The sequence below is a fragment of the Streptomyces sp. NPDC032472 genome (assembly GCF_040636955.1).
Lineage (GTDB): Bacteria > Actinomycetota > Actinomycetes > Streptomycetales > Streptomycetaceae > Streptomyces.
The window spans coordinates 60,283-73,688 of the sequence record NZ_JBEZVK010000029.1; the positions used below are offsets into that span (position 1 = coordinate 60,283).

10 protein-coding genes and 1 pseudogene are annotated in these 13,406 nt (G+C 71.9%); 8 read left to right on the plus strand and 3 right to left on the minus strand.

Going from position 1 to position 13,406, the window contains the following annotated elements; all coding sequences use genetic code 11:
- The first annotated feature begins 181 nt into the window (after window positions 1-181).
- The 7 genes and pseudogenes from AB0F11_RS20970 (at window position 182) to AB0F11_RS21000 (ending at window position 7,843) form a co-directional block, all read left to right on the plus strand.
- Entirely contained in the window at window positions 182-1,696 is a 1,515-nt protein-coding gene (locus AB0F11_RS20970; RefSeq protein WP_362175745.1) for a gamma-aminobutyraldehyde dehydrogenase, read from the plus strand.
- 50 nt (window positions 1,697-1,746) lie between these two features.
- Complete coding sequence (locus AB0F11_RS20975) at window positions 1,747-2,994, plus strand: spermidine/putrescine ABC transporter substrate-binding protein (RefSeq protein WP_362175748.1); 1,248 nt, start codon at window positions 1,747-1,749, stop codon at window positions 2,992-2,994.
- A gap of 69 nt (window positions 2,995-3,063) precedes the next feature.
- Complete coding sequence (locus AB0F11_RS20980; RefSeq protein ID WP_362175751.1) at window positions 3,064-4,215, plus strand: ABC transporter ATP-binding protein; 1,152 nt, start codon at window positions 3,064-3,066, stop codon at window positions 4,213-4,215.
- The gene (locus AB0F11_RS20985; protein WP_362175753.1) at window positions 4,212-5,141 is read left to right on the plus strand and encodes an ABC transporter permease; all 930 of its coding nucleotides are present in this window, start codon (window positions 4,212-4,214) and stop codon (window positions 5,139-5,141) included. The genes AB0F11_RS20980 and AB0F11_RS20985 overlap by 4 nt, the downstream gene beginning before the upstream one ends.
- Entirely contained in the window at window positions 5,141-5,935 is a 795-nt protein-coding gene (locus AB0F11_RS20990) for an ABC transporter permease (RefSeq protein ID WP_362175756.1), read from the plus strand. The genes AB0F11_RS20985 and AB0F11_RS20990 overlap by 1 nt, the downstream gene beginning before the upstream one ends.
- Before the next feature lie 21 nt (window positions 5,936-5,956).
- Window positions 5,957-7,375, plus strand: a complete 1,419-nt coding sequence (locus AB0F11_RS20995) for an FAD-dependent oxidoreductase (RefSeq protein ID WP_362175759.1) — start codon at window positions 5,957-5,959, stop codon at window positions 7,373-7,375.
- Between the two features lie 10 nt (window positions 7,376-7,385).
- A pseudogene (locus AB0F11_RS21000) lies at window positions 7,386-7,843 on the plus strand (hypothetical protein).
- A 27-nt stretch (window positions 7,844-7,870) separates the two neighbouring features.
- On the opposite strand, the gene AB0F11_RS21005 reads toward AB0F11_RS21000, so the two are convergent.
- The 3 genes from AB0F11_RS21005 to gabT all read right to left on the minus strand — a co-directional run bounded on the left by AB0F11_RS21005 (window position 7,871) and on the right by gabT (window position 10,636).
- Window positions 7,871-8,344, minus strand: a complete 474-nt coding sequence (locus tag AB0F11_RS21005; RefSeq protein WP_362175767.1) for a hypothetical protein — start codon at window positions 8,342-8,344, stop codon at window positions 7,871-7,873.
- A 44-nt stretch (window positions 8,345-8,388) separates the two neighbouring features.
- On the minus strand, window positions 8,389-8,940 hold the full coding sequence (locus AB0F11_RS21010; protein WP_362175769.1) for a phosphatase PAP2 family protein: 552 nt from the start codon (window positions 8,938-8,940) through the stop codon (window positions 8,389-8,391).
- Between the two features lie 361 nt (window positions 8,941-9,301).
- Window positions 9,302-10,636 carry a 4-aminobutyrate--2-oxoglutarate transaminase gene (gabT, locus tag AB0F11_RS21015; RefSeq protein WP_362175772.1) on the minus strand — a complete coding sequence of 445 codons (1,335 nt, stop codon included), beginning with the start codon at window positions 10,634-10,636 and terminating at the stop codon, window positions 9,302-9,304.
- Window positions 10,637-10,893: 257 nt separating this feature from the next.
- On the opposite strand from gabT, the gene AB0F11_RS21020 reads away from it, so the two are divergent.
- Window positions 10,894-13,374 carry an ATP/GTP-binding protein gene (locus AB0F11_RS21020; protein ID WP_362175774.1) on the plus strand — a complete coding sequence of 827 codons (2,481 nt, stop codon included), beginning with the start codon at window positions 10,894-10,896 and terminating at the stop codon, window positions 13,372-13,374.
- The last annotated feature ends 32 nt before the right edge of the window (window positions 13,375-13,406 follow it).

A 13,406-nucleotide genomic window follows, 5' to 3' on the forward strand; every position in this document is an offset into this window, starting at 1 on the left:
GCACGGGAGTCTGACAGTCTCCACTGACACTTCGTACGGGATTTGGAGTGTGTCTGGACACATGGTCGACCGATTCCGTCGCGTAATCAAAAGGCAACAACGGAATCACTTGGCGGTGAAGAACACCTCTGCCAGGATCGGCACTCAATTCGAGCTGAAGCCACGAGAGCGTGAGAGCGTGATGGGTATTCGCTTCCAGGTCAGGGAACGCTTCGCCGACGGCGCGCAGTACATCGACGGGCGGCTCAGGCCCGGTACCTCCGGACGGTCGCACACCGTCGTCGACCCCGCCACCGGAGAGGAGGTGCTCACCTACGAGCTCGCCTCCACCGCCGACGTGGACGACGCCGTCGCCGCCGCCCGGCGCGCCTTCCCCGCCTGGTCCGCGGCCACCCCCGGCGAGCGCTCGGACGCCCTGCACCGGCTGGCCTCCGTCCTGGCCGCGCAGGCGGAGGACCTCGCGTACGCCGAGTCGCTGCAGTGCGGCAAGCCGATCAAGCTGTCCAGCGAGTTCGACGTGCCGGGGACCATCGACAACACCGCCTTCTTCGCGGGCGCCGCCCGCCACCTCCAGGGCCAGGCCGCCGCCGAGTACTCCGCGGACCACACCTCCTACGTGCGCCGCGAGCCCCTCGGCGTCATCGGCTCCATCGCCCCCTGGAACTACCCGCTGCAGATGGCCGCCTGGAAGATCCTCCCGGCCGTCGCCGCCGGCAACACCATCGTCCTCAAGCCCGCCGAGCTCACCCCGCTGACCTCCCTGATGTTCGCCCAGGCGGCCCGGGAGGCGGGCATCCCCGACGGCGTGATCAACATCGTCACCGGCGCCGGCCGCGACGTCGGCGAGCACCTCGTCGGCCACCCGGACGTGGTGATGACCTCCTTCACCGGGTCCACCGCCGTCGGCAAGCGCGTCGCCGAGATCGCCACCGCCACCGTCAAGCGGCTCCACCTGGAGCTCGGAGGCAAGGCCCCCTTCCTCGTCTTCGACGACGCCGACCTGGAGGCCGCCGCCCACGGCGCCGTCGCCGCCGCCCTGATCAACACCGGCCAGGACTGCACGGCCGCCACCCGCGCCTACGTCCAGCGCCCCCTGTACGAGGCCTTCACCGCCCGCGTCGCCGAGCTGATGGCCGGCGTCCGCCTGGGCGACCCCTTCGAGCCGACCACCGACCTCGGCCCGCTGGTCTCCCACGCGCAGCGCGACCGCGTGGCCGGGTTCGTCGAGCGGGCCCGCGGCTACGCCACCGTCGTCACCGGCGGCGAGGTCCCGGGCGGCGAGCTCGCCGAGGGCGCCTACTACCGGCCCACCCTCATCGCGGACGCCGCCCAGGACAGCGAGGTCGTACAGGCCGAGATCTTCGGCCCCGTCCTCGTCGCCCTGCCCTTCGACACCGACGACGAGGGCATCGCCCTCGCCAACGACACCCCCTACGGGCTCGCCGCCTCCGCCTGGAGCCGCGACGTCTACCGGGCGAACCGCGCCACCCGCGAGATCAAGGCGGGCTGCGTCTGGGTGAACGACCACATTCCGATCATCAGCGAGATGCCCCACGGGGGCTACAAGGCGAGCGGCTTCGGAAAGGACATGAGCGCCTACTCCTTCGAGGAGTACACGCAGGTCAAGCACGTCATGTACGACAACACGGCGGTGGCCGCCAAGGACTGGCACCGCACGATCTTCGGGGACCGATAGCAGCAGGGCCGTGTGACCAGCGGCCCGACCATCCCGAAAGGGCACAGCCCATGGAGCAGTACGAGCCCGATCGCCTCTCGGCGGCGCAGGCCGCCGCGATGCGCCGCAGCCTGACCGAAGGGCGCGGCGCCCTCACCCGCCGCTCCCTGCTGCGCGCCTCCGGCGTCGGCGCGCTCACCCTCGGCGGCCTCGCCTCCCTGTCCAGTTGCGGCATCCCGCCCGCCAAGCGGGAGGGCACGGCGGCGGCCTCCGACGACCACTCGGCACAGGAGAAGGAGATCAACTTCTCCAACTGGACCGAGTACATGGACACCAGCGACGACGAGAAGACCCACCCGACGCTGGAGGAGTTCACCAAACGGACCGGCATCAAGGTCAAGTACACCGAGGACATCAACGACAACGTCGAGTTCTTCGGCAAGATCCGCCCGCAGCTCGCGGCCGGCCAGGACACCGGCCGGGACCTGATCGTCGTCACCGACTGGCTCGCCGCCCGCATCATCCGCCTCGGCTGGGCGCAGAAGCTGGACCCCTCGAACCTGCCGCACGCCTACGCCAACCTGATCCCGCAGTACCGCAGCCCCGACTGGGACCCGGGGCGCGCCCACAGCTATCCGTGGACGGGCATCGACACCGTCATCGCGTACAACGCCAAGGCCACGGACGGCAAGAAGGTCGACTCCGTCACCCAACTGCTCGACGACCCCTCCCTCAAGGGCCGCGTCGGCTTCCTCACCGAGATGCGCGACACCGTCGGGATGACCCTGCTCGACATGGGCAAGGACCCGGCGACCTTCACCACGGCGGACTTCGACGCGGCCATCGGGCGGCTGCAGAAGGGCGTGGACACCAAGCAGATCCGCCGCTTCACGGGCAACGACTACACCTCCGACCTCGACAAGGGCGATATCGCGGCCTGCCTCGCCTGGGCCGGCGACATCATCCAGCTCCAGGCCGGCAACCCGGACATCAAGTACGCGATCCCGGCGCCGGGCTACATCACCTCCAGCGACAACCTGATCGTCCCGGCGCACGCCCGGCACAAGGCGAACGCCGAGAAGCTCATCGACTTCTACTACGAGCCCCCTGTCGCGGCCCAGCTCGCCGCCTTCATCAGCTACGTCTGCCCCGTCGCAGGGGTCAAGAAGGACCTTGAGAAAATCGATCCTGCGCTCGCGGACAACCCCTTGATCATTCCGGACGAGGAGATGGCCGCCAAGGCCCACGCCTTCCGCCTGCTCACCAGCGAGGAAGAGACCGCCTACGAGGAGAAGTTCGCCAAGCTCATCGGAGCCTGACGGACCGCCGTAGCGGCACCCGCGCCCCGCACCCTTCCCCGACACACCACCACCGAAGGCTCCAGGCCCATGACTGACAAGACCGCGGGCGGCGACGTCCGTCTCGCCGGCATCAGCAAGCACTACGGCACGTTCACCGCCGTGCACCCGTTGGACCTCACCATTCCGCAGGGCTCCTTCTTCGCCCTGCTCGGCGCCTCGGGCTGCGGCAAGACCACCACCCTGCGCATGATCGCCGGCCTGGAGGAGCCCTCCACCGGCACGGTCCACCTCGGCGACCGCGACGTCACCCAGCTGCCGCCGTACAAGCGCCCCGTGAACACGGTCTTCCAGAGCTACGCCCTCTTCCCGCACCTGAGCATCTACGAGAACGTGGCCTTCGGCCTGCGCCGCCGCGGCATCAAGTCCGTCAAGAAGCAGGTCGAGGAGATGCTCGAACTCGTCGAGCTCGGCCAGTTCTCCCAGCGCAAGCCGCACCAGCTCTCCGGCGGCCAGCAGCAGCGCGTCGCCGTCGCCCGTGCGCTCATCAACCACCCCCAGGTGCTCCTGCTCGACGAGCCGCTCGGCGCCCTCGACCTCAAGCTGCGCCGCCAGATGCAGCTGGAGCTCAAGCGGATCCAGACCGAGGTCGGCATCACCTTCGTGCACGTCACGCACGACCAGGAGGAGGCCATGACCATGGCCGACACGGTCGCGGTGATGAACGGCGGCCGCGTCGAACAGCTGGGCGCGCCCGGCGAGCTGTACGAGAACCCGCGCACCACCTTCGTCGCCAACTTCCTCGGCACCTCGAACCTCATCGAGGCCGAGGTCCTGGAGGCCGGCGGCGGCGACGTCGCCGTCAGCTCGGCCGGCACCCGGCTCCGGCTGCCCGCGGCCCGATGTTCCACCACCCCGAAGGCGGGCGGGAAGCTGCTGGTCGGGGTGCGCCCCGAGAAGATCTCCCTGGTCCCCGCGGCCGAGCGGGACACCATCGCGGTCGGCCGCAACACGGTCACGGGCAGGATCGCCAACTCCTCCTTCATCGGCGTCTCCACCCAGTTCGTCGTCGACAGCCCCGTCTGCCCCGAGCTGGAGGTGTACGTCCAGAACATCGAGCGCGACGCCCGCCTGACCCCCGGCGCCGAGGTCGTCCTGCACTGGAACCCGGAGCACACCTTCGGACTGGACGCCGCCCAGGACATCGACGCGGGCATCGAGACGGTCGAGGAGGGCGCATGACCGCCACCGCGGCCCCGCCCGAGGCCTCCGCCCCCGCCGAACCCCCGGCCCACCGGCCCTCGCTGCGCAAGCGCCTGGTCCCGTACTGGCTGCTGCTGCCCGGCATCCTGTGGCTGCTGGTCTTCTTCGTGCTGCCGATGGTCTACCAGGCGTCCACCTCGGTGCAGACCGGCTCCCTCGAAAAGGGCTTCGAGGTCACCTGGCACTTCGGGACCTACTGGGACGCCTTCCTCGAGTACTACCCGCAGTTCCTGCGCTCCCTGGCGTACGCAGGCACCGCGACCGTGCTGTGCCTGCTGCTCGGCTACCCGCTGGCCTACCTGATCGCCTTCCGGGCGGGCCGCTGGCGCAACGTGCTGCTGGTGCTCGTGATCGCCCCGTTCTTCACCAGCTTCCTGATCCGCACCCTGGCCTGGAAGACGATCCTGGCCGACGGCGGACCCGTCGTCGCCGTCCTCAACAAGATCGGCTTCCTGGACGTCACGAGCTGGCTCGGCGTCACCCAGGGCGACCGGGTGCTGGCCACGCCGCTCGCCGTGGTCTGCGGTCTGACGTACAACTTCCTCCCCTTCATGATCCTGCCGCTCTACACCTCGCTGGAGCGCATTGACACCCGCCTGCACGAGGCCGCCGGGGACCTGTACGCCCGCCCCGCCACCACCTTCCGCAAGGTCACCTTCCCGCTGTCCATGCCGGGCGTGGTCTCCGGGACCCTGCTCACCTTCATCCCGGCGAGCGGCGACTACGTCAACGCCGAGCTGCTCGGCTCGACCGACACCCGGATGATCGGCAACGTCATCCAGTCGCAGTACCTGCGGATCCTCGACTACCCGACGGCCGCCGCGCTGTCGTTCATCCTCATGGCCGTCGTCCTGGTCATGGTCACGATCTACATCCGCCGAGCGGGAACGGAGGACCTGGTCTGATGAAGTGGCTCCGCCGCAACCTCGTGGTGATCCTCGGCCTGCTGACGCTCGCGTACCTGATCCTGCCGAACGTCATCGTGACCGTCTTCTCCTTCAACAACCCCACCGGGCGCTTCAACTACGCCTGGCAGGAGTTCTCCCTCGACGCCTGGAAGGACCCGTGCGGGGTCGCCGACCTGTGCGGCTCCCTGTCCCTGTCGCTCCAGATCGCCCTGTGGGCCACCCTCGGCGCCACCGCGCTGGGCACGGCCATCGCCTTCGCCCTGGTCCGCTACCGGTTCCGGGCGCGCGGCGCGGTCAACTCGCTGATCTTCATGCCGATGGCGATGCCGGAGATCGTGATGGCGGCCTCGCTGCTGGCCCTGTTCCTCAACATGGGCATCGAGCTGGGCTTCTGGACGATCCTGATCGCCCACGTCATGTTCTGCCTCAGCTTCGTCGTCGCCGCCGTCAAGGCGCGCCTGCTGTCGATGGACCCGCGCCTGGAGGAAGCCGCCCGCGACCTCTACGCCGGCCCGGTGCAGACCTTCCTGCGGGTCACCCTGCCGATCGCCGCGCCGGGCATCGCGGCGGGCGCCCTGCTGTCCTTCGCGCTCTCCTTCGACGACTTCATCATCACGAACTTCAACTCGGGCAACACCGTCACCTTCCCCATGTTCGTGTGGGGATCGGCCCAGCGCGGTACGCCCGTGCAGATCAACGTCATCGGCACGGCGATGTTCGTCATCGCGGTGCTGGTGGTCCTCGCCGGCCAGATCGTCGGCAACCGCCGCAAGAACGCACAGCCCAAGTAACTCTGTAGGGAGTTGGAAGACATGGCCCCAGTCGCCATGCGAAGCGTTGCGAAATCCCTTTCCGAAGCACTGCCGGTCTCGTACTGGCTGGACGACCCCGGCCGCCCCGACCCGCAGCCGGCCCTGACCTCCGACGAGGCCTGCGACCTGCTGGTCATCGGCGGAGGCTACAGCGGGCTGTGGACCGCGCTCATCGCCAAGGAGCGCGACCCCGCCCGGGACGTCGTCCTGATCGAGTCGAAGGAGGCGGGCTGGGCCGCCTCCGGCCGCAACGGCGGCTTCTGCGCCGCCTCCCTCACCCACGGCTTCGCCAACGGCCTGGCCCGCTGGCCCGGCGAGCTCGCCAAGCTGGAGGAGCTCGGCGCGCGCAATCTCGACGAGATCGAGGCGGCCGTCGCCCGCTACGGCATCGACTGCGACTTCGAGCGCACCGGCGAGATCGATGTGGCCACGGAGCCGCACCAGGTCGAGGAGCTGCGCGAGCTGCACGAGGAGGCCGAGAGGCTGGGCCTCGCCGGCGGAATGCGCTGGCTGGACCGCGACGAACTGCGCGCCGAGGTCGACTCGCCGACGTTCCTCGCCGGCCTGTGGGACACCGACGGCGTGGCCATGCTCAACCCGGCCAAGCTGGCCTGGGGCCTGAAACAGGCCTGCCTCGGCCTCGGGGTGCGGATCTACGAGAACACCCGGGGCCTGTCGCTGGCCTCCTCGGGCGCGGGGATGGCCGTACGCACCCCCTACGGACGGATCTTCGCCCGGCGGGTGGCCCTCGGCACCAACATCTTCCCCTCGCTGGTCAAGCGGATCCGCCCCTTCACCGTCCCCGTCTACGACTACGCGCTGATGACGGAGCCGCTGACCACCGAGCAGCTGAAGGCCATCGGCTGGCAGGGCCGCCAGGGCATGGGCGACAGCGCCAACCAGTTCCACTACTTCCGCATCACCCCGGAGAACCGGATCCTGTGGGGCGGCTACGACGCCATCTACCCCTACAAGGGCCGGCTCGACTCCGAGTACGACCACCGCCCCGAGACCTACCTCAAGCTCGCCCAGCACTTCTTCACCGCGTTCCCGCAGCTGGAGGGCATCAACTTCAGCCACGCCTGGGGCGGCGCCATCGACACCTGCTCGCGCTTCTCCGCCTTCTTCGGCACCGCGCACTCCGGCAGGGTGGCGTACGCCGCCGGCTACACCGGGCTCGGCGTCGGGGCCACCCGCTTCGGCGCCGACGTGATGCTCGACCTGCTGGACGGGGCGCGCACGGAGCGGACGGAGCTGCAGATGGTGAAGTCCCGGCCGATGCCGTTCCCGCCCGAGCCGTTCGCCTGGACCGGCATCACCCTCACCAAGTGGTCGCTGGCCCGCGCCGACGCGCGCGGCGGCCGCCGCAACCTGTGGCTGAAGACGCTGGACAAGTTCGGCCTGGGCTTCGACAGCTGACCGGCCGGCCGTGTCCGGCCGGCCGAACGGCGGCCCGGCAGGTCAGCATCCCCGCGCCTGCCGCTGAGAGTGGGAGCGCAACCCCCTGGGGTCGTCCTGCTCCCCGCCGGCCGGCACTGGGACGTGCTGATCCTGCCGGGGGATCTGGGACGCTCCACCCTCGCCGTCCTGAAGCTGCTGTCCGCCCGGCCCGGTCCGGTGCTCGCCCGCTCCGGCGACGCCCGGCGGGGCTTCTTCGTCCCGGCGGGCACGGCCGCGCACTGGATCGGCACCGGCGTACGGGGCGCGGGGCGCGGGAGCTGGATCGCGGTCCCGTACCCCGGCCGGGCGAGGTGCTCGGTCCGCCGGCTGGTGGCGCCGGACGGGCGCGGCACCCTCACCGACCCGGCGGTGCTGGAGCTCGCGATGCACGAGGCGGCCGCCTCCCGGGCGGAGCGGTCCGCGGGGGAGCGGGGCCGCAAGCCCTGACCGGACCGGCCCGCCGCCGGACAGGCCCTAGTCGCCGGAGCAGCCGTGGAAGCCCACGTGGGTCGGCTCGCCGAGCAGACCGGTGCCGGGACCGCCGTCGAACAGCAGGACGTACAGGCCGCTCCCCGTCAGCGAGACCTCGCCCATCAGGCTGCGCTCGTACTCCTCGTGGCTCACGGCCCGCTCCGAGCGGGCCACCGCCTCCTCGTACTGCGCCACGGTCGGCCGGCGCGTGCCGAAGTGGTGCAGGAGCCGGTCGCCGCCGAGGGGGTGCACGCTCCCGTACCGCGGTACCGGATCGCGCCGCACCCGCACGACGTCGAGGACCGTGTGCGTGCCCTGCGTCCCCATGAACTCGTGGTCGGCCCACAGCGCTGCGAGATCCGGGTAGTCCCCGCCCTCGCCGAACTCCTCGGCGAACACCCGCGCCTGCAGGGCCGCCAGCGAATCGCCGACGGTGCCCGCGTACTGCGTCACGTAGCTCCAGTTGCTGGCACCCAAGGCGCGCCGCCTTCCGTAGGTCGAGTCCGAGATCGGACGACAGGCTAGGCGGGGGGTCTGACACCCCGTCGTACGGCCAGGCCGACGCCGCACAGCAGCGGCAGGCACAGCAGCAGGCTGGCCAGGACGTCCAGCGGCCAGTGCCAGCCGCGCAGGATCAGGCCGCAGGCCGTCGCCGCCGTCAGGGCCGACGCGACGGCCACCGGCCACGGGCGGCGGGTGTACGGGCGCAGCAGCAGCGCGGCGCCGATGTACGCGACGGCCGCGGTGGCGGTGTGGCCGGAGGGGAAGTAGCCGGCGGCCCACGGCTCCAGCGGCCCGGGGCGGGCGGTCCACTCCTTGAGCGGGACCACGAAGGCCGGGACCAGGGCCATGGCCAGGGCCGCGGCGAGGGCGCCGAGGCGGTTGCCGCGCCGGGCGGCGTACAGGGCCGCCAGCGCCAGGACCGGGACGGCGGCCTCGATGTTGCCGAGGTCGGAGAGGCGCTCGGTGACCGCGTCGGGCACGGCGCGGACCAGGGCGCGGCTGAGGTGCTCGTCCGGGGTGAGCAGCGGGCCCGAGACCAGGACCTGCCAGGTCGTCAGGGCGAGCCCCACCAGGGGGAGGAGGAAGAGAAGGAGGAGGGGAGTGGCCGGCCGTCCCGGAACAGGGGGGATGGTTCCGGGACGGCCGCCCGGATCGGGTTGCCGTGCGCCCCGGGGGGTTTGGGGCGTCCGGCCGTCCGATCGGTGAGGAGAGTGCGCGAACGCAGGCCCGGTGCGGCGCTGGGGAAGCCCGGTACCGGTGTCGCCCCCGGTTTCCCGGGAGCGGGGTGTCTCACTCATCTGCAGAAACCGTACGGCAGCGAAAGGGGGACCGACAGCAGGAACGCGGTCCTGCCATCGGCCCCCCACATCTTCTTCACAGCGCCCGCCCGTTACCGGTGGTAGCGACCGGGACGCGTGTTCGGATGTTCGCTCAGATGCCCGCGAACGCGGCCTCGATGATGTCCAGGCCCTCGTTCAGCAGGTCCTCGCCGATGACGATCGGCGGGAGGAAGCGGAGCACGTTGCCGTAGGTGCCGCAGGTGAGGACGATCAGGCCCTCGGCGTGGCAGGCCTTGGCCAGCGCGCCGGCCGCCTCCGGGTTCGGGGTCTTGGACTCCGGGTCCTTGACCAGCTCGATGGCGATCATGGCGCCGCGGCCGCGGATGTCGCCGATGATCTCGTACTTCTCCTGCATCGCGGACAGGCGCGACTTCATGACGGACTCGATCTTCTTCGCCTTGGCGTTGAGGTCGAGCTCCTTCATCGTCTCGATGGAGCCGAGCGCACCGGCGCAGGCCACCGGGTTGCCGCCGTAGGTGCCGCCCAGGCCGCCCGCGTGCGGGGCGTCCATGATCTCGGCGCGGCCGGTCACGGCGGCCAGCGGCAGACCGCCGGCGATGCCCTTGGCGGTGGTGATCAGGTCCGGGACGATGCCCTCGTCCTCGCAGGCGAACCACTGGCCGGTGCGGCAGAAGCCGGACTGGATCTCGTCCGCGACGAAGACGATGCCGTTGTCGTTGGCGAACTTCACGATCGCCGGCAGGAAGCCCTTGGCCGGCTCGATGAAGCCGCCCTCGCCGAGGACCGGCTCGATGATGATCGCGGCGACGTTCTCGGCGCCGATCTGCTTGGTGATCTGGTCGATCGCCTGGGCGGCGGCCTCCGGGCCGCAGTTCTCGGCACCGGTGGGCCAGCGGTAGCCGTACGCGACCGGGACGCGGTAGACCTCGGGGGCGAACGGACCGAAGCCGTGCTTGTACGGCATGTTCTTGGCGGTCAGCGCCATCGTCAGGTTGGTGCGGCCGTGGTAGCCGTGGTCGAAGACGACGACGGCCTGGCGCTTGGTGTACGCACGCGCGATCTTGACGGCGTTCTCGACGGCCTCGGCACCGGAGTTGAACAGGGCCGACTTCTTGGCGTGGTCGCCCGGGGTCAGCTCGGCCAGCGCCTCGCAGACCTCCACGTAGCCCTCGTACGGGGTGACCATGAAACAGGTGTGGGTGAAGTCGGCCAGCTGCGCGGTGGCGCGGCGCACGACGGCCTCGGCGGAGCCGCCGACCGAGGTCACGGCGATGCCGGAGCCGAAGTCGATCAGGCGGTTGCCGTCGACGTCCTCGAGGATGCCGCCGTCGAGGCGCTGCGTGAAGACGGGGAGCACGGAGCCCACGCCACCGGCGACCGCGTCGAGGCGGCGGGCCTGCAGCTCCTGCGACTTGGGGCCGGGGATCGCGGTGACGAGCTTGCGCTCCTGCGGTACAGCAGTCATGGAGGGCTCCTGGGGGGTGTTTTCGGACGCACTTGTGTCTTTGTCCGCAGGCTAGGCCCGTCGGAGGGGGGACGGCATGCTCCGTTCGGGAGTGATCTGCGCGTGTCCTTGTCCGTGACGGCCATAGGAAGGACCCGCGCCTGTCTTGTGGGCCCTGCGACGCCGCACGCGGGTACGCGCCGGTACCCGCCCGCAGGCGCGTCCGGGCAACTACATTGAGCGACGCAGGGCAGGCACGGGCAGGGGGCAGGGGTTTCATGGAGCGCGAGGGCACGTACGGGCACAGCCAGGGCGGGCAGGGGGCACCGCCCGGCGCGGACGCCGCCGGGGCGCAGGTGCCCCGCCCCGCCGGGCCGCCCCCGGCGCTGCCGCCGCATCCGCCGCGCCCGGCCACGGCCCCGCCGCCGCCCGACCGTGCACCCGGCGCGCCTGCGGCCGCCGACCGGAGCGCCGGGAAGAGCACGCCCGGAGCCGCCGCCGCAACGCCCGGCTCCGCGCTCACCGCCTGGCTGCGCGTCCCCCGGCCCGAAGCAGGGCCCGGCATCTGGCGCCACGGCTACGTCCCGGCCGCGAAGAAGCCCGAGGGCACCGGCCGGTCCGTCTTGGTCCGGGTCGTGATCGCCTTCCTCGTCGGCTTCGTCTGCTGGCGGCTCTTCCTCGAGGGCGGCCTGCCGTTCGTCGGCGCGCCCCTGCACTTCTTCACCCCGCAGAGCTGGTGGACCGGGGACTACGAGCCCCGGCCGGTGGACCACCGCGGCCAGGCCGCCCTGGAGCTCTACGAACTGCTGATCTCGGTCGGCATGTTCCTCTTCTTCGCCCGGCTCGGCCGCTGGCGGGCCGCCTTCGACGAGCACGTCGGCGCCCGCGGCCCCTGGCCCCGGGCACTGGCCGCGGCGGCCGGGGTCCTGGTGGTCGTGGCGCTGATCGAGAACGAGGTGCTGCCGGTCTACCCGCTCGCCTTCGGCCACCTGCCCTACCAGGAGCTCGGCGGCTTCGCCGGCTCGGTGATCACCTACGCCCTCTACGCCGTCATCTACCTCCCCGTCCTCTTCGTCTTCGCCCGCCTCGGCGGCTGGGCCCGCCTCCTCGGCGCGGCCCGGACGACCGCCGGGACCCCCGCCGCGGCCGCGGCGGGGTCCGTGGTCCCGGGCGGCCCGGACGACCCGGCCGCCTGGCCGCAGCTGCGCGCCGCCGGGCTGGAGGAGTCCGCCGACCGGCTCGCCGCCGAGGCGGACTCCGGGCGCATGAACGACGTCGACCACGCCCGGATCCGGCGGGCCTTCGCCTCGGTGCAGGCCGACCCCTCCCGCCGGGCCGCCTTCGCGCAGTCCGTCCGGGACCACGGCGCGGCGGCCTGCGCGCACCCGTCGAAGGCGCGCGACCTGCCCGTGCGCACCGCCGCCCACGACCTGGTCGTCTCCCAGGTCCGGATCGGCCGCGTCACCGGCGCCGGGTCCAACCCGTACGAGCGGCGCGGGACCGGCCTCGCCCTGGAGCCCGCGGTGCTGGGCACCTCGGTGCTCGCCGTCGGGCCCTCCGGCGCCGGCAAGACGCGCCTTCTGGTCCGGCCGGTCGTGGAGTCGTTGGCGCTCCAGGCCCTCGCCGGCCAGGCGGCCGTGATCGCCGTCGGCGCCGCCGGAGCCGGGCTCGGCCCCGACGACGGCTACGACGTCGTGGTCCGCCCCGGCGATCCCGCGTCCGTCCACGACCTCGACCTCTACGGCGGCACCGCCGACCCCGACGAAGCCGCCTCCCTGCTCGCCGAGGCCTTCGTCGGCGACCTCCCCGGCACCGACGCCCGCCGGGCCGCGACCGCCCTCGCCCAGCTCCTCGGGCCGTTCCGGGCCGCGTACGGCCGCTTCCCCGCCGTGGCCGAGCTGCGCGAGCTCCTCGACCGGGTCCCCGGCCCGCTCGACGCGCTGCGCCGCGTCCTGGAGGCCGCCGGGCAGCAGGCCATGCTGCGCGAACTCGACGCCCGCGAGCGGCAGTACGGAACCCACGGCGACCCCGGACCCGTCCTCGCCGACCGGGTCGGGCTCCTGGACCGGCCCGCCTTCCACGGCTTCTTCGACACCGCCGGCGCCGGCCGCCCCTTCTCCCTGCGCTCCCTCGAACACCCCGTGCGGGTCCGCATCGACCTTCCCGAGCGGGCCCACCCGGACGCCTCGCGGCTGCTGGCCCGGCTCCTGCTGGCGCAGTTCACCGCCTCCGCCACCGCCCGCGCGGACCGCTCGCTGTTCGCGTTCCTCGCCTTCGACGACGCCTCGCACACGCTGACCCCGCAGACCGTGCGCGGCCTGCAGCGGCTGCGCTCCGCCCACGCGGGGGTCCTGCTGACCCTGCGCACGCTGGACGACGTACCCGAGCAGCTGCGCACCCAGCTGCTCGGGGCGGTCGGCTGCCGGATCGCGTTCTCCGGGATCACCACCTGGGACGGCCGGCAGTTCGCCGAGGCCTGGGGCACCGAGCTGATCGAGACCCGCGACGTCACCAGCCGCCAGGTCTACGCCGAGCGGCCCATGACGCGGCTGATGCACGGCGTGCGCAAGCTCATCAGCGGCAAGGACGTGACCACGGACGCGGTCACCGTGCGCCAGGTCGAGCGGGAGCGCTGGTCCGCCTCGGCCCTGGCCAACACCGTGCCGCCCGGCCACGCCGTGGTCTCGCTGACCACCGTCACGGGGGAACGGGCTGCTCCGGTGCTCGTCGGCCTCGGCGGCCCCGGCGGGACGGGCTGAGCCGAACCGTACGAGGTGGCAGAATCGAGGGG

Coding starts and splice junctions, on each gene's coding strand:
- AB0F11_RS20980 (WP_362175751.1), top strand. CDS start 3,064: ATGACTGACAAGACCGCGGGCGGCGACGTCCGTCTCGCCGGCATCAGC.
- AB0F11_RS20995 (WP_362175759.1), top strand. CDS start 5,957: ATGGCCCCAGTCGCCATGCGAAGCGTTGCGAAATCCCTTTCCGAAGCA.
- AB0F11_RS20970 (WP_362175745.1), top strand. CDS start 182: ATGGGTATTCGCTTCCAGGTCAGGGAACGCTTCGCCGACGGCGCGCAG.
- gabT (WP_362175772.1), bottom strand. CDS start 10,636: ATGACTGCTGTACCGCAGGAGCGCAAGCTCGTCACCGCGATCCCCGGC.
- AB0F11_RS20985 (WP_362175753.1), top strand. CDS start 4,212: ATGACCGCCACCGCGGCCCCGCCCGAGGCCTCCGCCCCCGCCGAACCC.
- AB0F11_RS20975 (WP_362175748.1), top strand. CDS start 1,747: ATGGAGCAGTACGAGCCCGATCGCCTCTCGGCGGCGCAGGCCGCCGCG.
- AB0F11_RS21020 (WP_362175774.1), top strand. CDS start 10,894: ATGGAGCGCGAGGGCACGTACGGGCACAGCCAGGGCGGGCAGGGGGCA.
- AB0F11_RS20990 (WP_362175756.1), top strand. CDS start 5,141: ATGAAGTGGCTCCGCCGCAACCTCGTGGTGATCCTCGGCCTGCTGACG.